The 21,254-nt window shown below is 61.7% G+C and carries 33 protein-coding genes; 32 read left to right on the top strand and 1 reads right to left on the bottom strand.

Features of this window, described 5'->3' with window-relative positions; all coding sequences use genetic code 11:
* Positions 1-2: 2 nt before the first annotated feature.
* From EOA36_RS00715 to EOA36_RS00595, 25 genes are all read left to right on the top strand, one after another.
* Entirely contained in the window at positions 3-224 is a 222-nt protein-coding gene (locus tag EOA36_RS00715; protein ID WP_127275184.1) for a hypothetical protein, read from the top strand.
* Complete coding sequence (locus tag EOA36_RS00710) at positions 221-1,360, top strand: hypothetical protein (protein WP_127275183.1); 1,140 nt, start codon at positions 221-223, stop codon at positions 1,358-1,360. Before EOA36_RS00715 ends, EOA36_RS00710 begins: the two co-directional genes overlap by 4 nt.
* Before the next feature lie 72 nt (positions 1,361-1,432).
* Entirely contained in the window at positions 1,433-2,371 is a 939-nt protein-coding gene (locus EOA36_RS00705) for a hypothetical protein (RefSeq protein WP_127275182.1), read from the top strand.
* Between the two features lie 58 nt (positions 2,372-2,429).
* Positions 2,430-2,672, top strand: a complete 243-nt coding sequence (locus tag EOA36_RS00700) for a hypothetical protein (protein WP_189553041.1) — start codon at positions 2,430-2,432, stop codon at positions 2,670-2,672.
* A gap of 54 nt (positions 2,673-2,726) precedes the next feature.
* Positions 2,727-3,884, top strand: coding sequence for a hypothetical protein (locus EOA36_RS00695; RefSeq protein WP_127275180.1), 1,158 nt, complete (start codon positions 2,727-2,729; stop codon positions 3,882-3,884).
* 2 nt (positions 3,885-3,886) lie between these two features.
* Positions 3,887-4,159 carry a winged helix-turn-helix domain-containing protein gene (locus EOA36_RS00690; RefSeq protein ID WP_127275179.1) on the top strand — a complete coding sequence of 91 codons (273 nt, stop codon included), beginning with the start codon at positions 3,887-3,889 and terminating at the stop codon, positions 4,157-4,159.
* A complete protein-coding gene (locus EOA36_RS00685; RefSeq protein ID WP_127275178.1) occupies positions 4,159-5,556 on the top strand; it encodes an AAA family ATPase in 1,398 nt (465 codons plus the stop codon). Before EOA36_RS00690 ends, EOA36_RS00685 begins: the two co-directional genes overlap by 1 nt.
* Before the next feature lie 32 nt (positions 5,557-5,588).
* On the top strand, positions 5,589-5,987 hold the full coding sequence (locus EOA36_RS00680; RefSeq protein ID WP_127275177.1) for a hypothetical protein: 399 nt from the start codon (positions 5,589-5,591) through the stop codon (positions 5,985-5,987).
* A gap of 37 nt (positions 5,988-6,024) precedes the next feature.
* Positions 6,025-6,588 (top strand): hypothetical protein, encoded by a 564-nt coding sequence (locus EOA36_RS00675; RefSeq protein WP_127275176.1) that lies wholly within the window; start codon positions 6,025-6,027, stop codon positions 6,586-6,588.
* Positions 6,588-7,505 carry an FAD-dependent thymidylate synthase gene (locus tag EOA36_RS00670; RefSeq protein WP_127275175.1) on the top strand — a complete coding sequence of 306 codons (918 nt, stop codon included), beginning with the start codon at positions 6,588-6,590 and terminating at the stop codon, positions 7,503-7,505. Before EOA36_RS00675 ends, EOA36_RS00670 begins: the two co-directional genes overlap by 1 nt.
* Before the next feature lie 3 nt (positions 7,506-7,508).
* The gene (locus tag EOA36_RS00665; RefSeq protein WP_127275174.1) at positions 7,509-7,775 is read left to right on the top strand and encodes a hypothetical protein; all 267 of its coding nucleotides are present in this window, start codon (positions 7,509-7,511) and stop codon (positions 7,773-7,775) included.
* Position 7,776: 1 nt separating this feature from the next.
* The gene (locus EOA36_RS00660; protein WP_127275173.1) at positions 7,777-8,175 is read left to right on the top strand and encodes a hypothetical protein; all 399 of its coding nucleotides are present in this window, start codon (positions 7,777-7,779) and stop codon (positions 8,173-8,175) included.
* Positions 8,176-8,288: 113 nt separating this feature from the next.
* Positions 8,289-8,561 carry a hypothetical protein gene (locus EOA36_RS00655; protein WP_145969094.1) on the top strand — a complete coding sequence of 91 codons (273 nt, stop codon included), beginning with the start codon at positions 8,289-8,291 and terminating at the stop codon, positions 8,559-8,561.
* 34 nt (positions 8,562-8,595) lie between these two features.
* Positions 8,596-8,898: a hypothetical protein gene (locus tag EOA36_RS00650; RefSeq protein WP_127275171.1), complete on the top strand. Its 303-nt coding sequence runs from the start codon at positions 8,596-8,598 to the stop codon at positions 8,896-8,898.
* 179 nt (positions 8,899-9,077) lie between these two features.
* Positions 9,078-11,291 (top strand): ribonucleoside-triphosphate reductase, adenosylcobalamin-dependent, encoded by a 2,214-nt coding sequence (gene nrdJ, locus EOA36_RS00645; protein ID WP_127275170.1) that lies wholly within the window; start codon positions 9,078-9,080, stop codon positions 11,289-11,291.
* Between the two features lie 63 nt (positions 11,292-11,354).
* The gene (locus EOA36_RS00640; RefSeq protein WP_145969093.1) at positions 11,355-12,518 is read left to right on the top strand and encodes a hypothetical protein; all 1,164 of its coding nucleotides are present in this window, start codon (positions 11,355-11,357) and stop codon (positions 12,516-12,518) included.
* Entirely contained in the window at positions 12,511-12,948 is a 438-nt protein-coding gene (dut, locus tag EOA36_RS00635; RefSeq protein WP_127275168.1) for a dUTP diphosphatase, read from the top strand. The genes EOA36_RS00640 and dut overlap by 8 nt, the downstream gene beginning before the upstream one ends.
* A gap of 1 nt (position 12,949) precedes the next feature.
* Entirely contained in the window at positions 12,950-13,426 is a 477-nt protein-coding gene (locus tag EOA36_RS00630) for a hypothetical protein (RefSeq protein ID WP_127275167.1), read from the top strand.
* 49 nt (positions 13,427-13,475) lie between these two features.
* The gene (locus EOA36_RS00625; protein ID WP_127275166.1) at positions 13,476-14,153 is read left to right on the top strand and encodes a hypothetical protein; all 678 of its coding nucleotides are present in this window, start codon (positions 13,476-13,478) and stop codon (positions 14,151-14,153) included.
* Positions 14,150-14,596, top strand: coding sequence for a hypothetical protein (locus EOA36_RS00620; RefSeq protein ID WP_127275165.1), 447 nt, complete (start codon positions 14,150-14,152; stop codon positions 14,594-14,596). The genes EOA36_RS00625 and EOA36_RS00620 overlap by 4 nt, the downstream gene beginning before the upstream one ends.
* Positions 14,593-14,976 (top strand): hypothetical protein, encoded by a 384-nt coding sequence (locus EOA36_RS00615; protein WP_127275164.1) that lies wholly within the window; start codon positions 14,593-14,595, stop codon positions 14,974-14,976. The genes EOA36_RS00620 and EOA36_RS00615 overlap by 4 nt, the downstream gene beginning before the upstream one ends.
* Positions 14,973-15,371 carry a hypothetical protein gene (locus EOA36_RS00610; protein WP_127275163.1) on the top strand — a complete coding sequence of 133 codons (399 nt, stop codon included), beginning with the start codon at positions 14,973-14,975 and terminating at the stop codon, positions 15,369-15,371. Before EOA36_RS00615 ends, EOA36_RS00610 begins: the two co-directional genes overlap by 4 nt.
* A 25-nt stretch (positions 15,372-15,396) precedes the next feature.
* Entirely contained in the window at positions 15,397-15,633 is a 237-nt protein-coding gene (locus EOA36_RS00605) for a hypothetical protein (RefSeq protein ID WP_127275162.1), read from the top strand.
* Positions 15,630-15,968 (top strand): hypothetical protein, encoded by a 339-nt coding sequence (locus EOA36_RS00600; RefSeq protein WP_127275161.1) that lies wholly within the window; start codon positions 15,630-15,632, stop codon positions 15,966-15,968. Before EOA36_RS00605 ends, EOA36_RS00600 begins: the two co-directional genes overlap by 4 nt.
* Positions 15,962-16,219 (top strand): hypothetical protein, encoded by a 258-nt coding sequence (locus EOA36_RS00595; RefSeq protein ID WP_127275160.1) that lies wholly within the window; start codon positions 15,962-15,964, stop codon positions 16,217-16,219. Before EOA36_RS00600 ends, EOA36_RS00595 begins: the two co-directional genes overlap by 7 nt.
* Before the next feature lie 6 nt (positions 16,220-16,225).
* Here the strand turns inward: EOA36_RS00595 and EOA36_RS00590 are convergent, their stop codons facing one another.
* Positions 16,226-17,473 (bottom strand): site-specific integrase, encoded by a 1,248-nt coding sequence (locus EOA36_RS00590; RefSeq protein WP_127275159.1) that lies wholly within the window; start codon positions 17,471-17,473, stop codon positions 16,226-16,228.
* A gap of 429 nt (positions 17,474-17,902) precedes the next feature.
* On the opposite strand from EOA36_RS00590, the gene EOA36_RS00585 reads away from it, so the two are divergent.
* The 7 genes from EOA36_RS00585 to EOA36_RS00555 all read left to right on the top strand — a co-directional run bounded on the left by EOA36_RS00585 (position 17,903) and on the right by EOA36_RS00555 (position 21,069).
* Positions 17,903-18,112 carry a hypothetical protein gene (locus tag EOA36_RS00585; protein ID WP_127275158.1) on the top strand — a complete coding sequence of 70 codons (210 nt, stop codon included), beginning with the start codon at positions 17,903-17,905 and terminating at the stop codon, positions 18,110-18,112.
* Positions 18,113-18,260: 148 nt separating this feature from the next.
* Entirely contained in the window at positions 18,261-18,449 is a 189-nt protein-coding gene (locus EOA36_RS00580) for a DUF2158 domain-containing protein (RefSeq protein ID WP_127275157.1), read from the top strand.
* A 176-nt stretch (positions 18,450-18,625) separates the two neighbouring features.
* On the top strand, positions 18,626-19,078 hold the full coding sequence (locus tag EOA36_RS00575) for an acid-shock protein (RefSeq protein ID WP_127275156.1): 453 nt from the start codon (positions 18,626-18,628) through the stop codon (positions 19,076-19,078).
* Positions 19,079-19,123: 45 nt separating this feature from the next.
* Positions 19,124-19,660: an RNA polymerase sigma factor gene (locus EOA36_RS00570; protein WP_127275155.1), complete on the top strand. Its 537-nt coding sequence runs from the start codon at positions 19,124-19,126 to the stop codon at positions 19,658-19,660.
* A 113-nt stretch (positions 19,661-19,773) separates the two neighbouring features.
* Positions 19,774-20,226 (top strand): hypothetical protein, encoded by a 453-nt coding sequence (locus tag EOA36_RS00565; protein WP_127275154.1) that lies wholly within the window; start codon positions 19,774-19,776, stop codon positions 20,224-20,226.
* On the top strand, positions 20,223-20,678 hold the full coding sequence (locus tag EOA36_RS00560) for a periplasmic heavy metal sensor (RefSeq protein WP_127275153.1): 456 nt from the start codon (positions 20,223-20,225) through the stop codon (positions 20,676-20,678). Before EOA36_RS00565 ends, EOA36_RS00560 begins: the two co-directional genes overlap by 4 nt.
* A gap of 109 nt (positions 20,679-20,787) precedes the next feature.
* Positions 20,788-21,069 carry a hypothetical protein gene (locus tag EOA36_RS00555; RefSeq protein WP_127275152.1) on the top strand — a complete coding sequence of 94 codons (282 nt, stop codon included), beginning with the start codon at positions 20,788-20,790 and terminating at the stop codon, positions 21,067-21,069.
* The last annotated feature ends 185 nt before the right edge of the window (positions 21,070-21,254 follow it).

The following is a 21,254-nucleotide window of genomic DNA, read 5'->3' as shown; positions in this document are numbered from 1 at the left end:
TCATGCTCAAGACTGTAATCGAGCAGCCCGACAAGACGGGCGGCTTTCCCAAGCTCATGCGCTACACCGGCACCGATAAGGACGAGGAAGTAATAGTCCTCTTCATCGACTATCGGTGCGGCACCTACCTGACCGGCCCGACTATCGGCCGGCACGTTCAGACCCTCGTCATGAACTGCTTCGAGCCGTTCCATGGCAAGGTCACGATCGGCGGTGCCTTGTGATCAGCGCGAAAGCACCGCTCGACTTCAAGGACATCTTCCAGCAGTGGGTTGATGGCACCAACAAGAAGTGGGGTCACGACCGCAACAAGACGCTGGGCGGATCGGAGGCGTTCGGCTGCCTGCGCAAGGCGTACTACAAGCGCAACGGCTACGAGCCCGACGCCGACTACGAGGAATCGTGGGGCGCACTCCGTCGCGGCGACATCATCGAAAACCATATCGTGGTGCCGGCGATGCACTACGCGATGCAGGAACTCAAGCTGTTCGAGTTCCTGATGGGCGGCGAGAACCAGATCACCCTCTTCGACGGTGATCCGGATGACTTCGACGACAACGGCCGGCCCGAGGGTGTGCTGTCGGTGACGCCGGACGGATTGATCCGGGGCGTGTCCCGCAACGCGCTGGCCAAGTACGGCGTGGAAGACCTCGGCACCGACTGTTTCATGTTGGAGGTCAAGTCGATCGACCCGCGTGTGGACCTTGCCGAGGAAAAGGCGATCCACCACGGCCAGACCCAGATTCAGATGGGTTTGATGCGCAAGACTACTGCGTTCAAGCCCAACTATGCAGTGCTGCTATACATCAACGCGTCATTTCTGGACGATATCGAAGTCTTCATCGTCAAATACGACGAGAAGAAGTTCAAGGTTGCTCAGGACCGCGCCGAGTTGGTTTTCAAGACGACGGACCCGTCGAAGCTTCATCGCGAAGGCGTGATCGACGGCACCTGCCAGTATTGCCCCTATCAGAAGTCCTGCCTCGACACGACCGTGAAGGCGATGCCGGGCAAGACGACGGACAAGAAGGCGAGCCAGAATCCGGAACTGCTCGCCGCGCTCAACGAGAACGAGCTTCTGTTCCGTCGCCGCGCCGCCACCAAGGCCGAGAAGAAGGCCAAGGCGGAATTGGCGCGCCTGAACGAAGAGATCAAGGAAGTGCTCCGGCGCTACGGATCGAACAAGGCCGCAGGGAACTCGTGGAGCGTCAGCTACTCGATGGCTCAGGGCCGACAGACTTTGGACAAGGAGTCGCTGATCGACGCCGGCATCAATGTCGACGACCACATGAAGCTCGGCAACCCCTACGAAATTCTCAAGGTCACCTTCAAGGACCTTGACGACGACGACAACGATTAATCGTCGTGTCCAGAATTACTTGACATCCGGCGTCGGAAGTCAAGCGCAACGCTGAAACGAAAAGGAGACATTATGAGTTCAGCAGTAGCAACCCGCAGCCGGACGGAAGTCGCTCAGGAGAGTGCCTACGATCCGTTCGCGTCGGCGGGCAACGAGCTTGGTGGATCGTCCGCGATCTATGCCAAGTTCAACGGCAACTCCGGCGAGATGTCCTACGGCAGCAATGCCACGGAGATCGACGAAGGCGAAGAGATCGTGGCTGACGTGGCCGGCGCTCGCCGTGGCTGGATTTGCTGGAAGGACGAAAAGGTCGTCGACGAAGTGATGGTCCCGATCGTTCAGGGTCCGCCGCCCGGCAAGCACGAGCTTGCGGATCATGGTCCGTACACCGAGCATGACGACGGCACCAAGGACGGCTGGTCCGAGCAGTTCGCCATCGACTTCCGCCTGCTCGGCGACGGTCACGACGGGGTCCAGATCACGTACAAGACCACCACGAAGTCCGCAATGCGCCCGCTGGGCGACCTGCTCAAGGACTATGGCCGGCAGTACAAAAACAACCCCGGCGCGCTTCCGATCGTGACTCTCGAAAAGGGTAGTTACATGCCCAAGGAAAAGAAGCACGGCAAGAAGTATTTCCCGAAGTTCCCGATCAAGGACTGGATCGGTGAAGACGACCTGATCGCCCAGTATGGCGATGGTCGCCGCACTTCGGAAGGCGACGAGAACGCCAACATCGTCGAAGAGCCGAAGACGCCGCCGAAGAAGGACGCTCCGAAGCAGGTCACCAAGGCAACCGCGAAGGCGGAACCTGCCAAGGCTGCGCCGGCTGCCGAGCCCGAGGTCGACGACGAGGAAGCCGAACTCCTGCGCCAGTTGGCGGAGAAGCGTGCCGCCAAGGCTGCCGCTGCCGCCGCTGCGGAGGCTCCGGCCGAGGAAGCGGCTCCCGCCACCGAGACCGCCAAGCCGGTTCCGGCCGGCGAGCGTCAGGCGCGCCGCCGCTCCTTCTGATCCATCTGCCGGGGCTTCGGCCCCGGCGTTCCCCTCTCATTCCCGACATAGGTGAAGAATGAACGCCATCATTGCGCTGTTGGTCCGTCTGCGGATCATCGACGGCAAGACCCTCGACAAGGCCATCAAGAAGATGCTCGCCGCCGACTCCTACCTCGAAGGTGTCGAAGCGTCCGAAGCAGCCAAGGTCGAAAAGGCCACCGCCAAGATCGCCAAGCATGAGACCGCCAAGGCAACCGCAGCCGAGAACGTTGCGCGCGCCGGCCGTATCCGCTCGCGGGTCAAGGACTTTGTGGCCTGATCCCCATCGTCCCGGCTTCGGCCGGGACACCCTTCCTCCCGACTGGGGATATCCATGATTTCCGACAAGATTTTCCGCAAGGACTCCAAGGGTGTCCTGCGTTTCTGGCAGTATGAGGTTGCCGGCCCGAAGTGGCGCGGCATCAGCGGCATTGTTGGCGGCGCTGTCGTCACGTCCGGCTGGTCGTCCTGCACGCCGAAGTCTCAGGCCACGGCCGAGGCGCAGGCCCTGTTCGAGGGCGCGGCCGAAGAGAAGAAGAAGCTCGATCGCAAGTACCGCCGCGACCCGAACGCGACGTTCGACGACCTGTTCATTCAGCCGATGCTCGCGCAGGAATACGACAAGCTCAAGAAGCCGCTGACGTTCCCTGTCTTCGCTCAGCCGAAGCTCGACGGCATCCGCGCCATCATCACCATTGACGGCGCAAACAGCCGCGAAGGTCAGCCGATCGAGTCGATCGATCATATCCTTGAGCAGCTTGCTCCGGTGTTCGCTAAATACCCGGAACTCGTGCTCGACGGCGAACTCTACAATCACGAGTTCAAGGACGACTTCAACAGCCTGTCGTCGGTGATCCGCAAGGGCTTCAAGCTCGACAAGAAGGCGCTCAAGGCCGGCATCTCCGAAGAGAAGCAGCGCGAAGCTCTGGCGCAGCGCCAGCGCGATCTCATCCAGTTCCACGTCTACGACATCGTGGCACCGGAGAAGAAGTTCCCCGAGCGCTTGCGCATGCTGGAAGACCTCTTCCGGTTCAGCGCGCTCGGTGCCGACGAAGCCTGCCCGATCAAGATCGTCACCACGATCGAGGTCCACAATCAGGAGCAGTTGGACAACCTGCTCATCTACTGGCTGGAAAATGGCTACGAGGGCGAAATGGTCCGTCTGCCGGACTTCGGTTACGAGCACACGCGCTCCAAGAGCCTGCTCAAGCGCAAGGACTTCGAGACGAAGGAGTTCAAGCTGCTCCGGATCGAGGAAGGCAACGGCAACTGGGCGGGATACGCCAAGCGCGTCGTGGTCGAGCTTGAGGACGGCCGTGAAAACGAAGCCGGCATCCGAGGCAACCAGCCGTTCTGCAAGGAACTTCTGGAGAACAAGGACCACTACGAGGGCGGCGATGTCACGATCCGGTTCATGCGCCAGCGCACGCCGGACGGGAAGCTGCGCGCTCCCGTTGCCATCGACTTCCATCCGGACGGACGAAAGGACTGATCATGGGATACGTCAACGGAATCGGCCACGCCGACACCGATACCTCGCTCGCGGCAATGCCGACTGTCGAGTCCGCCAAGAGCGTCCGCAGCCGCGTGCTGGAACTGCTCACCGAAGAGCCGATGACCTGCGACGAAGTCGCGTCGTCGCTCAAGCTGTCCCCGTTCACTGTCCGGCCGCGCCTGACGGAACTGCGGCAGGCCGGGCAGATCGTCGACTCCGGTGTCCGTAAGACGCTGGTGTCTGGCAAGAGCGGGATTGTCTGGCTCGCCTGATGAGCATTTCCCTCTCTCCGCAGCAGGACAAGACGATCCTGTCTTGGCGCGATTGGTATCGCGATCTCCCCGAGGCAAAGGAATCGCTCCGCCACATGTACGATCCATCGACCGACGAACAGACGGTCGAACGGGTCGTAGATCGCGGTCTCGACAAAGCGCCGTACTTCCTGCTTGAGGGATTTGCGGGCACCGGTAAATCGACGGTTCTTCCGTTCTTGGTTGAGGCCACCGGCCTCAATCCTTCGCAGATCGTTTTCTGCTCGCCGACTGGCAAGGCCGCGAAGGTCATGACCAAGAAGCTGCGCGCCGAGAACATGAATGCGACCGCATCGACGATCCACAAGGCCATCTACCGCCCGAAGGCGATGAAGGCCTACCAGATCGAGCAGGAGCTTTTCCGTGCGCAGGCCGACTACAAGACGGCCCAGTCGTCCGGCGACAGCACCTTGATCCGCGAACTCGCCCGCAAGGTGAAACAGTGGGAAAAGGACCTCGAACGCGCTTACGACGAGAACAGCCCGAAGTTCCAGCTTGATCCGGACACGCCGTCCCTGCGCGGCGCGCATCTTATCGTGGTCGACGAGTGTTCCATGGTTGACGCCAACATGGCGGAAGACCTGCGTTCGTTCGGCGTTCCGATCCTTGCCATCGGCGACCCCGGCCAGTTGCCACCGGTCGATCCGTCCGGCCCCGGCTTCTGCAACCGAATTGCGGACGCGGCGCTGACCGAAATCCACCGGCAGGCAGCCGACAACCCGATCATCTGGGCGTCGATGCTGATCCGAAACGGCGACGAGGTTCCCTATGGGTCCCACGGCGGTGGGCTGCTCAACGTAATCGAGCCGAAGGACGATCAGAAGACCTTCGACCTCGATCTTGATGCGCAGATCATCGTCGGAACGCATGAGAAGCGCTGGCAGATTACGCGGAAGCTGCGGAAGCTTTCCGGATTTGGCGGCGACGGCCCGTGTGCCGGCGAGATGATGATCGTGACCAAGAACAGCCAGAAGCATCCGGGCTTGGTCAACGGCACCATGGCGATCGTCGACAAGGACGTTGGCCGGCTGTCGGACGGCAGCATCACGTTCAACATGGGGATCAACGACGAGGAAGGTCGCTCGTTTCAGCTTCGCTGTTTGCAGGCGACCCTCGAAGAGCACTACCGGGGCAAGAACAATCCGACCGCGCCGAAGCGGGACGTGTTCCGCGCCCGGCAGGACCCGAACGTCCACGAGATCGACTACGCCTATGCGATCACCTGCCACAAATCGCAGGGCTCGCAGTGGGATGAAGTCGTCGTGCACGATCAGTCGCGCTCTTTCCGCGCCGACGCGTCTCGCTGGCTTTACACCGCCGTTACGCGCGCGGCCGAACGCCTCACGCTGGTGATGTAATGACGCCGTACCACAAAGCCATCGTGTGCGTCATGGATCGCTATACCCGGTTGGAGTTCTACGATCCTGACCTGCGGGTCTTCATGAACGAACTGATCGACGGGTGTGAGTCCGCCATGCCGATCTGCAAAGCCAATCGCTGGCTTGGCTACATTCAGGGCGTCCTCATCGAGCGCGGGCTGCTCACCGTGCAGGAGGAACGGGACGCAACGCGCCCGTACTTCCGGCCGCTCGATTTCCGGTGCTCGACGTGCAGCGACACGAAGCGAGTAGACGAACGCCTTGGCGGCGAGCCTACCTCTGGTGTCGTCGAGTGTCCGGATTGCCAAGCCGATCCTATCAAAGAGCTTCGCGCTTTTCTGAGCGACATTCCGATGCAGCACACGGAATGGCAGCGCGTCGAATACTGGTTGAGCGCGCTCGAAACTTGACCATCGTGTCCAGAATTACTTGACAAGGAGAACTCAATTGCTGATTGGAATGACCGGAAAGAAGCGCTCCGGCAAAGACACCGTCGCTTCGATGATCGACGCCGAATACGACTATGATCGTGTGGCGTTCGCTGGTCCGCTCAAGGGGATGATCAAGTTCCTCTTGAAGTGCACCGGCATGACAGACGAACAGGCCGACGTGCGCATCAACGGCACAGAGGCCGAGAAGGAAGAGCCGCTTCGCGTCCTCCAGAACAAGTCGACTCGCTTTGCCATGCAGAAGCTCGGCACGGAGTGGCGCAACTTCTTCGGCGTCAATCTGTGGACCGACATCATCCGGGCCAAGGTTGAGAGCACCGAGCGCGTCGTGCTGACCGACCTGCGGTTCCTGCACGAGGCCGACTTCGTCCGCGAACATGGCGGCACCGTCGCCCGCGTCGTGCGTCCCGGCACCAACTCCGGGGACACGCATCCATCCGAGGTCGAGATGGAAAAGATCGTGCCCGATTTCACGATCTACAACCACGGTAGCCTCACGCAGTTGGACGCGGCCGTCTTCCGAATGATGGAAGTCGTCAACGGATCGCGGGGTCTCGTCTAATGGAGATCAGCGCTGACATCCTCGCGGACTCCATCTCTGAGTCCGGCATCCGCATCACCACGCTCGAACTACACTATCACCGGTACATCCTGCCGGAGTTCAACACGCACCGGGCTTTCAGCCGCAACGGTGCATCGAGCCGCGCAATCCCCACTGAAAAGCTGATCGCCGCTTGCCTGCGCGAGTTGGTCGAGCCGCTGGAATGGGGCCTGAACCAGTCTGGCATGCAGGCGTTCAACATCGCCGACGACGCCCTGACCGACAAGGGCCGGGCGATCTGGAACGCGGCGCGCGCCGACGCGGTCAGGCATGCGCTCGAACTCAACGGCCTCGGCTTCGCCAAGCAGATCGTCAACCGCGTGCTGGAGCCGTATCTGTCGACGCGCACGGTCGTCACTTCGACCGACTGGGCTAACTTCGACGGCCTGCGGGACCACAAGGATGCCCAGCCGGAAATCCGCGACCTCGCCCAGAAGGTGAAGGAAGCCCGTCTGCACTCAACCCCCAATCTTCTTCGCCTTGGGGAATGGCACAAGCCCTACATCGAAGGCGGCGACGAACAGCGTCTGCGCTCAACCGATCTGTCCTTTGCGATCCCGTCGTTGAAGGTGATCGGCGGGCCGAACCGACAGGGCGCGTGGTTCAACTCCACCTTGGACGCCGTCAAGGTCATCGTGTCGGCGGCGCGCAGTGCCCGCGTGTCGTATCGGACGGTCGAAGGCAAGCCGACTGACTATGTGGACGACTGCAATCTCTTCCAGCGCCTCATCGTCAATCAGCCCGTGCACGCGTCTCCGACCGAGCATCAGGCTACGCCGTTCCCCATGGGCGGCAAGCTCGACAGCGGCATCACCCGCAACTTCCGGGGATGGGTGCCCTTCCGGGCGCTGATCGCGGGCGACACGATCGAGGACTAGGCGATGGCTTGGCAGGAACAGGACTACCCGCACGATCTTCTCGCGGAAGGCGACCAACAGCGCAAGGCGCTCGCCCGAACGGCTGGCACTCAGGTCTGGGTGACCACCGGCTGCACCGAGAGCGGTGACGCCATTGGGCCTTACGTGTGGGCGTTCAAGCCCACCGATGAACAGGTCGAGCGCAGACTGCGCACCGACTATCCCGAGGAATACGAGGAAGTCGGATTCGTGAACAGCATCACGGCGGCTACCACCATGACGGAGCACTGACATGAGTTTGGTCGACATCGCAAACCAGAGCCATCAGTGGCCGCAGAAGGGTGAAGGCGACGAGGCTCCGCGCAGCGTCATCTTGGATGGGCCGGCAGCCCAACAGTTCACCGGGCTCTGCATCGGCGGGCCGTATGACGGTATGAAGACGACGCACTTCATGAACGTCTTGACGCTGCCGGCCATCGCCGATCTGCCCAGTCAGGAGGACCGCAAGGTCGCCGTCGAACTGCACCTGTTCAACTACGTCCACGTCAATCTGCCCGTGCCGAGCGCGCCCGTCGCCCGTGGGATCACGCGCAACTATGGCTTCTGGGTGCCGAAGGGCAAGGGCCTCATCTGGGCACTTGAAGAGTTGGCGGAAGTCTATGTGAACAGTGGCGGTAGCGTCCCCAAGTGAGCCTCGACTCTTGGGTTGAGTTCAGATAGGATTTCATTCCTAAGTGTTCTCAGGAGACCCAATTGATCAGGTTTGCCCCGCCACTCGCCCAGCCAATGAGGCAGCGAGGAAAGATGGAAGAGTTTGTTGAAGAAAGCCGTCTGGTGATCCGAGAGTATCGGCAGCCGGACGGGAAAGTTCGCCTCGAAATGGAAATCGAGGGCGATGGGCTCGATCAAGACCCCGACGCAGAGGTCAAGACGGGCTTCGCGGTCGCGGCCACCATGTTCCGCATGTGGAACGATGGAACCGTGCTCGCGGCAATGCGCGAATTGATGGGATTCGCACCCGGAAACGTTGAAATTAGTCTGGAGTCCATGAATGGCATCAAGCCCGGTCACGCCTAGCCGGGAGGAACTTACAAAGCTGCGGGAAAATGGAATGAACCGCGACGAGATCGCCGTCTACTACAAGGTGTCTCTGTCGCGGGTAAAACGGTGGATTGCGGAATTGGGAATCCCGCCGTCCTCCAAAACTCGATCTGCCCATGCGCGGGCTCGCCAGAAGGTGGATAAGCGCAGTGCACTCGGTATGGACTATGGCCTGACTTTGATCGAGAAGGCCCGTCTGATCCTCGGCAAGAGGATGTCTCAGGACTACCGAGGGTACTTGTTGGACGGGCGGGTATGTCGTGTTGACGTGCTCGTGCGTACAGCCGGTCTGGACATCCCCGACGTACCATAACTTGTCTGCGTGGGAAGTGGCACCCACTATATCGTGAGCCGCTTGTCAAGATTTGCTGGACGTTTGCGTCTCGAAATTCTATCATCCGCCTTCTCACTGCACCAACACCAGTCACGCCGGGAGCGGCTTACCACCGCTCCCGGCGTACCCATCTTTGCGCCCAAAAAGGATACCCATAAATGGCAAATCAGTCCGCGCGTGCTGCCTTCGTCGAGCACCGCACCTACCTCCGTCCAGCCGTTGAAGGCGGCGACATTCTCGAAACCAAGTCCGCACAACTCGACCGTCAGATCGGCCATCAGCGCTATCTCTGGGAAAATGCGAAGCAGGCCAAGTTCAAGGGCCTGATGATCGAAGCCGACCGCCTGAACGCGCGCGCGCTCGAACTCTATGCCGAGGGACACCCCGACACCTATTCCGCGCTGGGCCTGCCGTATCCGGCCGAGGCACAGGCTGCCTATGTCCAGTCGCAGGAACTGACCGCCAAGGCGCTCAAGATCAAGGCGGATTACGCCAACAAGGTCAAGCTGACCTTCGACGAGGAACTGGAACTCACCGAGCTTCGCCTGCTTCTGGAGAGCCGCAAGGGCTCCCTGTCCGGCCGCGTCAAGTGGATGGCCGGCACCGACGTGATCAAGAATCGCGCGAGCGCCGCATTCAATTGCAGCTTCACCGACATTCGTATTCCTGCCGATATCGTCGACGCGTTCTGGCTGCTCTTGCAGGGTTGCGGCGTCGGCTTCCGTCCGCAGACCGGTCTCCTGTCCGGCTTCGGCACCAAGATCGAAGAGTTCGAGTTCATCCCGTCGACCCGCACGAACAGCGGCGGCGCGGAGAACAACGTCGAGACCTTCATTGACGGCGTGTGGACGATCCGCGTCGGCGACAGCGCCAAGGCATGGGCCAAGCTGGTCGGCAAGCTGACCGCCAACAAGTACCGCGCCCGCAAGCTGGTGATCGACTTCTCCGAGCTTCGGCCGGCCGGTCAGCGCCTCAAGGGCTACGGCTGGATTTCGTCCGGTTGGGAGCCGCTGCGTGACGGCCTGAGCATCATGCTCAATGTCATGAACGCCAAGGCGCGCCAGACGCTCGATGCCATCGACATTCTGGACATCATCAACGCGCTGGGCACCGTGCTCTCGTCGCGCCGCTCTGCCCAGATCGCCTTGCTCGATGCCGATCATCCGGACGCCGCGCGCTTCGCCCGTGCCAAGGACAACTACTGGGAAAAGACGCCGTGGCGCGCCCAGTCGAACAACAGCTTGACCTACATGCGCAAGCCGGCGCTCGAAGAGTTGTCGGTGCTGTTCAACTCGGTCGTGGTCTCCGGCGAGCCGGGCTTCTACAACATGGCCGCTGCCAAGCTGCGCGCCGGCTGGGCCGAGGGCTGCAACCCCTGTGCCGAGATCATCTTGCCGTCGAAGGGCTTCTGTAATCTCGTGCAGATCGTCATGCACCGCTTCAACGGCGACTACGAAGGCCTCATGCGCGCCGCGTACATTCTGGCGCGTGCCAACTATCGCCAGACGTGCGTTTCCATGCGCGACGGCGTGCTCCAGACGGCATGGGACGACAACAACAAGCTTCTGCGCCTGTGCGGCGTCAGCCCGACCGGCTACGTCGACTGGGAGTATGCCGACGTTGAAGAGATGCTGAACGGCTTCCGCTCGATCTCGAAGATCGGTGCCTACAGCATGGCCGACGAACTCAACACGCCGCGCCCGGCGCTGGTCACTCAGGTCCAGCCGAACGGCACCGGGTCGAAGGCCATGGGCGAGGACGGTGACGAGATCAAGGAAGGCGCTCACCAGCCCAAGGCCGAGCACATGTTCAACAACATCGGCGTCAGCGTCCACGACCCGCTGTTGAAGAAGGCGATCGACGCCGGCTACCACGTGTTTGACAAGCCGGCCGGAAAGAATCCGGATGGCACCGAACGCTTGGTCACTGAGAAGCTGATCCGCTTCCCGGTCAAGTACAGCAAGCGCGGCCTGAGCGCGGTCACCCGCGTCGTCGACGGCAAGCGGGAAGAGGTCTGGATCGACAACGAGCCGGCCGTGCGTCAGTTGGAGCGTTACAAGACCCTGATGCAGCACTTCGTCGACCACAATTGCTCGATCACGGTTTCGTTCTGGCCGGAAGAAGTCCCGGCGATCGTGCAGTGGCTCCACGACAACTGGTCGGAGTTCATCGGAGTTAGCTTCCTCCAGCGTCAGGACGTGACCAAGACCGCGAAGGACCTTGGCTATGACTACCTGCCGCAGGAGGTCGTGGCCAAGTCGACTTACGACCGATACGTCAAGAATCTCAACGCCTTGGACCTCGCCAACGACAACTCTTTCGACGGTGTTGACGTTGAGGCATGCGCCACCGGAGCGTGCCCGGTGCGCTAAATCGTTAATTTGTTGTCCAGTTGTTCTTGACAGCCTCGGATAGCTACGTTAACACCTATTAACATGTTGAACGCCATCTTCCACTGCGACTCGCTCTTTCTGGACCAGCGTCCAGACGGCAGCTTGGAATACCGCTCCGGCAGTCGCCCAGCGAGGTTGGAAGGTGGCGTCAACATCGCTCCGCTCGAAGAGAAGCAGCCGCTTTTCAGCATCGAAACGGAGAGTGGCGCGAAGCTGATCTTGTCCCCCGAGTCAGTCTTCTCGCTTCGCAAAACGCCGGACGGTCGCGTCGTTCGCTATATCCCTGTAGACGGGGCCTTCGCAGCCGCTCCCCCTCGGCTCGATTGGTCCGCACCGGTTGATGGCATCGACAAAAGCGACCTCCGGCGTTTTGCCTTGATTGGCTTCGTTGTGGCTAACGGTTTTCATTCAACCGAGCGCAGCCGGCCCTCGAACATCACCCTACCAACTATGGACCTCGGCGAGGACGTTCATCGATTCCTTGAGGCTATCGCCACGGATCGTGACTACGGTGGCTTCGGCCGCACCCGCCGTCCTACCGTCCGCATTCTGCCTGACGGAACAGTCTTCATCAAATCTCGCACACTAACACATGCGGCATCTTGGCAGATTGAGCCCAACAAGACGCAAGAACTCATGTTCAACCCCATGGAATTGGGACGGCGCGAGGCGTGGGCTTTTGCTTACGGGCTTCTCAATGGGGCAGTACGTGCGCCGTCAAGGTACGTGATCGCGCATCGTTCGGAGGCAACTCTACGCTCCATTAAGCATATGCTTGAACTCCGCTTCGGAGTTTCTGCGGATATTCGCGAAAGCCTCTCGACAGCGGAACATTTGTCAATTATTTCTGGCGGTAACCAACTCGTGATCGAGTTGGAAGAGCCCGCGCTGGAAGCTGCGCGCGCGGTGGGACTGATTGAATCTCAAGGGATTCGGCCAGACGTAAGCCCCTACCGCGCCGAGAAGATCGTCAAGATTGAGACGATCCCGTTCAAGTCGACCGCCACAATCGTCACGGGAAATCGTGATGATTACCCGTACCCTTTGACGGTGAACACGTTCGTGTTCGCCTCGGAGTTCGATGTCAATGACGCACTGACAGACTTGGCGGCGCACCCAACAATACTAACCGATCCGAGCGATCCGGCGAAACTTATTGAGCAGTCGCCAGTTCACTATGTAAGAGGAAGAAAAGTGAATGATTAACGTTCTTGTGCGGCGCAACACGCCGACTGCATCTCTCCCGGTCAAGGGCGACCCGCAGGCCGCAGGATACGACGTGTGTGCCGATCTCGGTCTGGGCGAAGTCCTCGCGTTGTGGCCGGGTAATCGGAAGCTCATCTCGACGGGGCTGTCGGCCGCGTTCGAGGCCGATCATTACATGCGGGTCGCGCCGCGCTCCGGCATGGCAAACAAGCACGGCATCGACGTACTGGCCGGCGTCATCGACGCCAGCTATCGCGGCGATATCGGAGTGATCTTGGTCAACCACGGCAGCACTCCGATCAACATCAAACACGGTGATCGCATCGCGCAGATCATCTTCGAGAAAAAGTCCGATGCCAATTTGATCGAGGTCGACAATCTGCCGACCTCCGACCGTGGCGCGGGCGGCTTCGGTTCAACGGGAGTCTGAGATGCCCTTCATCGTCCTGAACAATTTCGACGCCCGTGTGGTCACCCATTTGCAGAAAAATGGTCCGTTGACGCCGACGCAGATCGGCTGCGATTTCAAATTTAAAAATGACCCCGCTTCCCACGTGACCAAGCCGATTCGCCGGCTTCTCGCGCTGGGGCTGATCCGGAAGGAATCCACGAACAAGCGACTCGTCCAGTACCGCTGCATCAAGGTTCTTCCGCCGCTGATCATCGCCGAAGACCCGAAGGAAAAGGTCTACATCAAGAAGACCGAGATCGCGGACGATCCCTCGGTGCCGGGCAACAATCCAATGCTTCCGGACGCGCTCAAGCCGCCTGTCGGCATCACGCCGCAGATGCACCAGTTGCTCGGCAGGCTCGACAAGGTGTCGGGGGCTTTCTCTTGCATGACCGCCCTCCTGCTCTGGAACGTAAACACCCTGTTCGACGTGATCGCCTATGCTCAGTACACCTGACATCAACGCGGCGCTACGGCGCTACTACAAGCCGGCCGAATACGCGTTGATGTTCGAGGTCGCCAACACCACCGGTCACTCTGCGCGCCGGAGTGCCGACGCCATCGTCATGAATCTGTGGCCTTCGCGCGGTCTCCTGATCGAGGGGATCGAGGTCAAGGTGTCGCGATCTGACTGGCGGCGCGAATTGGGCAATCCGGCGAAGGCTGAGTTGATCGCCCAGTATTGCGACAAGTGGTGGATCGTGTCGCCGGACGACATCGTCCATGAACATGAGCTTCCGGCCCTGTGGGGCCACATGGTCGTGAACGAAAACGGCGCGATCCGGGTGAAGAAGCCCGCGCCCAAGAAGGACGGCGTCAAGCCGCTCGATCGCAACTTTGCAGCGGCAATGCTGCGCCGGGCTTCGGACGTGGATGCGGCGACGTTTGACGCGGCCGTAAGCATGCGCGCGGCCGAGTTGGAGAAGAGCTTCGAGGATCGCGTTCGGCGCGCCGTCGATCGCAAGACGATGGAAGCAGACCGGGCGCTCAAGACGCTGGCGAGGATCAAGGAAGCCGGGATCGACGTGGACAGCATCTGGGATGCCAAGGAACTCGCCGGGCAGATCAAGCTCGGGCAGCGCCTCGGCCGGGTTGGGTCGACGTTGAAGCATCAGATCGGGACGTTGAAGCGTGCGCTTGACGACCTGACGACCTTTCACGACGAGTTGGGAGTTGAATCATGATCGAGTTGATTGAAGGCCGCGCCAAGGTCTACCGCGTTGGTCACATGGCAGATTCGCAGGGCCTCTGGTACGACGCCGAAGGCTCCGCAACCGGCCTCATCCACACGCTGGACGGCGCGCAGGCGGCGGCGCTGCCCATGGGGCCGCATCCGTACTTCCGCGCGTTCCAGAGCCGCTGGATCAGCGTCACCGACTCGATGGCGAACCTGTGCAACTGGTTCAGCGTCAAGGATTGCCTCCAGTTGATCAACCGGGACTATAGCCTTCTGGAGATCGACACGGATCGCCATGCGCGCTTCCATTTCCCCGATCGCGGCTACAGCCACGAGGTCTATCGCATGGCCGACGTGATCAGGATTCGCACGCTCGATTTCTCCGAATGGCTGCGCGAGCGCGTCAGGTCCGAGCCCAATCAGGGCTACGGGAAGGCAACAGCGGCATGACCGAGCAGACACGCGCCGAGGCGCAGATCAGCGTCTACAAGGAACTGTACGGTCGGCCGGCGCTCTGCCGCAACCGTCTGCGCGACGAGGGTAAGGCCTATCCCAAGAGCGGCTGCGCCGTGTGTAAGAACGGCGGCTTGTTCGGCTGCCGTTACGAGAAGAACACGGTCTCGGACAATCCGGCTGCCAACCCCTGCGCTGAGATTCCAGCGGCCGAACTGAGCCCGCTGCGCGGCGTCGGTCTGGGCCTTCCGGAAATCGACCTGACCGGCATCACGTTCATCGTCGTCCCACCGGGCGGATACGTCCGCGACCCGGATAGCGGGAAATTCTATGTCGGCCCGGAATGTTGGGCAAAACTGAAAGGCGCACTTATATGATGACTCACGAGCAGATGATGGCGCTCCGCGCGCGCGGCGTCCGGATCGACAACATCTTCATTCCCGGTCTCGCCTCGATCGGCGGCAACTACGACAACGCCTTCGGCGATTTCATCGTCAACGTTGATCCCGATGATCAAATCGTAAGCGATCTTGCCATCGGCGTCGACGCGGACACAGACGACGCGACGATCGTCGCCCAGATCGAGCACTCGGCCGTCGCCGGCAAGCTTCCCGGCTGGATCGTCATGATCTCGTTCGAGCACGGCGGCGAGCAGATGACTTCCGAGGTCTACGTGACCACGAACATCTTCGAAGAGGTCGTCGACTTCCTTGAATCGGTGGCGGTCGTTCACACCACGGGACAGGCTTTCTTTGCCGAGACTGTCCAGTAATTCTTGACAACAGGAGATAGAATCAATGACTGCACCGCAGTTTCAGCGCAGCCTCGGTAAGGCCAAGACACGCGCCCGCGCTCTCGACGGGCAGGGATACAAGTTTCACGTGACGCGGCCGATCCGCGCCGCGCGCCCGGCAAACCTCGAAATGGACATTCAGATGTCGCCGATCACCGACGAGCAGGTGACCGTGTACAGCTTCGGCACCGCCGCCGACATGCAGAAGTTCGTCGAACAGTTCGGCGGTGACCCCCTGTGAGCGTGCCCGTCGAGCCGTCCGCGCTCGACGACGCATTGAGTTTGCTGGAGTACGAGGACGCGACGTGGGTCAGCTTCAAGCGCCGCATCGTCCTCTCCCACGACGGCACACCAACTTGGGCGCACGGCGTCTGGAACTTCATCTTCAATCTCGGCGTGTTCTGGGTAGAGGAAGAAGGTCCGGACTGCCTCATTGTGGCCGAGGGCTCGATCGAGGAATCCGACTGGTCCGTCTACCGGGCCGAAGATCGACTGGTGCGTTGGTTCGTGCGGCGCTATCGAGAGTGCACGCAGCGGATCAAGGACATCACAGAAACGGACAGGGATTTATGCTGAAACCTATGTACTTCGAACTGCCGGTGCCGGCCGAATGTCAGCCCGACGTTCAGCGGCTCGTTGCCATGGCGCACGCCGATGGCTTCGACCTGTCCGAGAACGATGCATTCGCCGTCTACCGTGAATACAGCCGCACCGCTCACGGCGTCGAATGGTGGCCGGAGCCGTTCGCCAACCCGTGCTTCGGGTTGGAGTCCGATTCCGAGGTCTTCTACGACGCCATGAGCGAGTTCTTGAAGTGGGAGGCTTGACGCCTCTCACGCGAACTCCACGTTCGCCATGCGGTCAACGTCCTTGGTGACGCGCGTGTGGCGATTGAGAAGGTGGCCGTAGACCTTCACCGTGAAAGCCAGATCGGCGTGACCGATCTGCGAGCGCAGCGACGGCCCGTCGTAGCCAGAGTCGATCAGCTTGGACGCGAAGTAGTGGCGCAGTGAGTGCGGCTTGCGCAGCGGGATTTTTGCACCCTTCATCAGCCGGTCGAGCGTCCGTTTGAAGTTGCGGTAGCTGGTCGGCCGACCTTCTTCCTCCCCATCCTCACCGCCGACGCAAGACGACACGTATTTGCCTGCGGCGCGCGCCTCGCAGAGCTTGAGCAGTTCGACGGCCTTGGGATGCAGGGCGACCACTCGAACAGCCTGCTTGGTCTTCGGCGGGCCGATGGTCATGTCTTTGAGCAGCGTCTGCCGAACGTCGACCGTCTTGGCCTCCAGATCGACATTGTCCCATTCGACCGCCAACGCCTCGCCGATGCGGAGGCCGGCGTAGACCATCAGCGTCAGGACGGCGAGGTCCTTGTGGTACTGGACCGGAAACCGGTTCGTGGTCGTGGCCTGCCTCTTGGCCTCGGCGACCAGCTTGCCGATCTGCTCATCGGAATAGATGTCGTCCTCGGTCACCATTGTGATGTTCGATTCCTCGGTGAGGACTCGGACGGCCTCGAATGGATTGACCTTCAATTCGGCGCGGTCAGTGATCAGCCACGCGAAGAGCATCTTGACAATCACCAGCGAGTTCTTGGCCTGCGCCCGCGAGCGCCGCGTGGCGATCAGGTGGTCGCGGTATTCACGAGCTTCCTTCTGCCCGATCTCACCGGCCATCTTCTCCCCGAACAGATCGACGAACGGCCGCAGCTTGTGCTCGTAGGAGTCGGCCGTGTGTGGACGCACCGGCTTGTGGTTTTCGCGGCCGATCCGGCAGGCCTGCACGAACAACGGAACCGCCGTCTTGATTTTGGTCGTGACCTCGGCCGTGCGCCCAACGATCCTGTCGACGATGTCACCGTTGAGTTCGCCGCTAGCGACCTTCATCGCCATCAGCGCTTCGACGTTGCCGCCGTTGAGGATCGCGGCTTTCTTCTGCCGGATCACTTCCACGATCGAGCCGTCGAAATCCTTGGCCTCGCGCTTGTCGCTGAACGACTTGTTCTTCCGGTGCCCGTTCTCGTCGCGGTATTTGACGCTGAAATATGGCCGGCCGTTTTTGGTGAATGGGGAAACTGTCATTCTGGACTCCGATTTGTCCAGATTTTCTATCAGAGATTGGATAGCTGCACAAGGCAGAAATGGCCTACTTTGGCCTACTCAAAATACCCGTGATACAAGCCATTGCATTTCCAGCGTTTTTCAGGCCGCCCCTTATTCGTAATGATGGGGTCAGGTGTTCGAGTCACCTAAGCGGCACCAGTTTTTCAAACCAATGGTCGAAGCGGCTTGGGTGCGCGGAAGTTGGCCCGAATTCCGGCCTTTTGCCTTTTGCCGGTCGGTCCAACGCCCAGAAACGCGCTGACAACCGCGCGGTCCGGCATTTTCAAATCTCAACAACAAATGATGGATATCGCATTTCTATTTTTTTGAAACAGGCGCCTGTTTTTTGGAACAGACGCTTGGGTCGCACATTTCCTGCCGATGGTTCCACGGACAGGAGGTTTTAAATTGCCAAGGCGTGTCGACAAGGAAAAGCTGGCAAGAGCGGACCGTGAGGCGAGGCTGGTGCTGGATGCCGAGCGCCACGCCAGGGACGCCAAGACAGCCCGCCTGAGGGAGCAGAGACTGCAGCAGGAGGCCTTGGCGGACAAGCCTCCGCCTGCGCGCCAACGGGAGCCGGTCAGGAAGCCGGCCCGGCGTGTGATCGAGGCGGACTGATCCGCGGAGGCCGCCCGCTTCGCCCCGAGGGCGCCGTCCGCGATGCCCCCCGCGTTGCCGCATGAGACAGTGGCCCAAAAGACCCGTATGCCATTGTCGGGACACCGGTTTTGGTATGAAATGTCAGGTGTCAGCATGGGAGGTCCAAATGCCCAACACTTTCAAGACCGGAGACGTCGTCAAGCTGAAGTCGGGAGGCCCGAAGATGACGGTCAGCGATGGCGCCGCTTCCGGCATGTATCTGTGCCACTGGTTCAATAAAGAGGGCGATGTGTGGACCCCTCAGCATGCCGGCTTCAAATCGGATCAGCTGGTAGCCGACGATCACTCGGCGTAATCCAGACGCGCCGGACGAAGTGCTTTGCCACTTCTCCTGCCGCCGCCAAGGCCCGGCATTGCGGCAAGCGCGTGATCGGCATCGGCGACCGACGGATTTCTCCGATCGCTGCGTTTAACGGTTGAAGCGTGACCCTGGCATTGGGCCATGGCATGCGCCAACCGGAGACGTGAAGCATGATACGCCGTTCGATCCTTGCCGCTGCCTTGAGCCTGCTGACCACCGCGGCTCTGGCCCAGACAGCGACAGAACCACCGGCCGCCACGCCACCCGCGGCCACATCCCCCGCGGCCACATCCCCTACTGCCCCATCCCGCACCGCCAAGTCCGACATCACGCTGGCCAAGTTCCAGAAGCGGCGGGAGAAGGCGATCATGGCCGCCGACACGGACGGCGACGGCAAGATCAGCCTCTTGGAGTGGGAGGCCTTCCGGGCCAAACGCAACGTCAAGGGCGATCCCGCCAAATCCTTCGCGCGCATCGATTCCAATCATGACGGCTTCATCGACCGGGCCGAGCTCGATGCGTTGTTCGCCAAGCGCTTCGCCAGGCTGGACAAGAATGGCGACGGCATTCTAACGGCCGACGAGAGGCCGGGCCACAAATCCGCTCCCAAGCCGGAGCAATGACCAAGAGGCTATGACGCGTGATGGACATCGGGAGTGCGCCAGCCGATGAGCGCCGACCCGGACGAGGAGTTGGTTCGCCGCGTCGGTACCGGCGAGCCGGAGGCGGTGCGGTTGCTGGTCGCGCGCAAGCTGCCGCGCATCCTTTCGCTGGCCGTGCGCATGCTGGGCGACGCGGCGGAGGCCGAGGATGTCGCGCAGGAAACCTTCATGCGCATCTGGCGTCATGCATCGGGCTGGCGGCGCGGCAATGCACGCTTCGACAGCTGGATCCACCGCGTCACGCTCAACCTCTGCTACGACCGGCTGCGCCGGCGCCGCGAATGGGTGACCGACGCGGTGCCGGACATTGTCGATCCCGCCCCGCTTCCCGATGCCCGCGAAGAGCCGCATCGGGTCGAGCAGGCCTTGCAGGCAATCGCACCACGCCAGCGCGAGGCGATCATCCTGGTCTACTATCAGGAGATGTCCAACATAGAGGCGGCCGCGACCCTGGAGATCAGTGTCGATGCCTTGGAGAGCCTGCTGTCGCGCGGCCGGCGGGCGCTGCATACGATCCTGGCCAGGGATGGTGCCCATGACTGAGAAAGGCGCGATCATGATGCGAAGAATTCACCGTACCTCGCGAGCGTCCGGTGGCCAGGTCCCGGGAATCCAACCGCCCGGACACGCGGCGCCAATCGGCAAAGGATGGACTGATGTCTGATGGGTCGAGGAACGAACCCGCAATGGATGCCGAGCGCTTTGCGGCTCTGGCGGCGGCCTATGGCGGCGATCTGCGGCGGTGGCCGCAGGCCGATCGCAGGGCCGGAGCGATGTTCGCCGCGAGCGAGATGGGCGCGGTCATATTGGGCCACGCCGGGAAACTCGACGCCTTGCTCGACAGCTATGCCGTCAAGGCGCCCGGCGCGGCGCTGCACGGCAGCATCCTGCGCACCGCCGAGCGGCACCTTGTCAAGCGCCGGCGCCAACTGGTCTGGTGGCTGGGTTTGGGCCTTGCCGGCATTGGCCTGGCGGGCGCGGTGGCCGGGTTGGCCCTGGTGACCATCGTTACTCCAGAGGTTCCGTCCGACCATTATGTGCTCGATGCCAATGCGACGGCGTTCGGCGATGCCGGGCCCGACGGCGAAACAGTCGGGGAGGACCTATGAGCACGGGCCGTAAGCTCATCATCGCGTCGGTGGCGCTGAATGTCTTCCTGGCCGGGGCGCTTGCCGGCGGGGCCGTCTGGGTAAGAAGCGGCAAGCAGGGCCAGGGCTATTCGCTGGAGGCGGCCGGCGGCCGTCTTCCCGACCAGCAGCGCATGCTGTTCCGCAAGGCATTGCGCGAGGTTCGCCGCGAGTCGCGCGACATCATCCTCGACGGCCAGCAGGCCAGGCGCGAGGCGGCGGATCTGTTGCGGCAGCCCGTCCTCGACACGGCGGCGCTGTCGGCGGCCCTTGAACGGGCCCGCAATGCCGACATCACCCTGCGCACGCGGCTGGAGCAGCGCATCACCGAGTTCGCGGCTGCAGGCTCCGCCGAGGCGCGCGCCGTGCTGGCGGACGGGCTGGCCAGGCGCGCCGGGCCGCAGCCGAAGGCGGAGCCAAAAAAATCACCGTGACGGCCGACGGAAAGCGCCCGCAGGGCCGTTTAACCGGGAGAAGGGCAGACCTGCCGGCCCCATCGGTACGAACAGGTTTTCATTCTCGGACAACATTCGGAGTAACGTCATGAACCGTCTGACACAGTATGCGGCAGCAGCCGTCCTCGCCTTGACCGGAACCGCGGCAACCGTCGCGACCTCCGCCGCCATGCCGATGGTGGCGCAACCGGCCGCGCCGGCGCTGATCGAGCATGTGGCCTGGGGTTGCGGACCCGGCTGGCATCCCAATCCCTGGGGGCGCTGCGTTCCCAACCGTGTCGTGGTGTATCCGCGCTACCGCTATTGGCACGGCCCGGCCTATTACGGCTGGCATCCGCACCGCCACTGGCACCGCTGGCATCGCTGGTAAGCGTGCGGGAGGGCCGGGCGGCACCCGCCCGCCCGGTCGCCTGTCCCCGGTTTGAGCCGGGGAACAGCCCAATCGGGCGTCGCGCGCCTCGCGTGAGATCCAATCATGGAGCGCTGACATGGCCGTCGCGACCAAAAGGCCCATGGCGCCAGGTCCCGCCCTGCCGAATCCCGCCCTGATCGCCT

The sequence above is a fragment of the Mesorhizobium sp. M8A.F.Ca.ET.021.01.1.1 genome, from assembly GCF_003998025.1.
GTDB lineage: Bacteria > Pseudomonadota > Alphaproteobacteria > Rhizobiales > Rhizobiaceae > Mesorhizobium.
The sequence above is the reverse complement of the archived record's forward strand: the minus strand, read 5'-3'. Positions and strand labels throughout refer to the sequence as shown.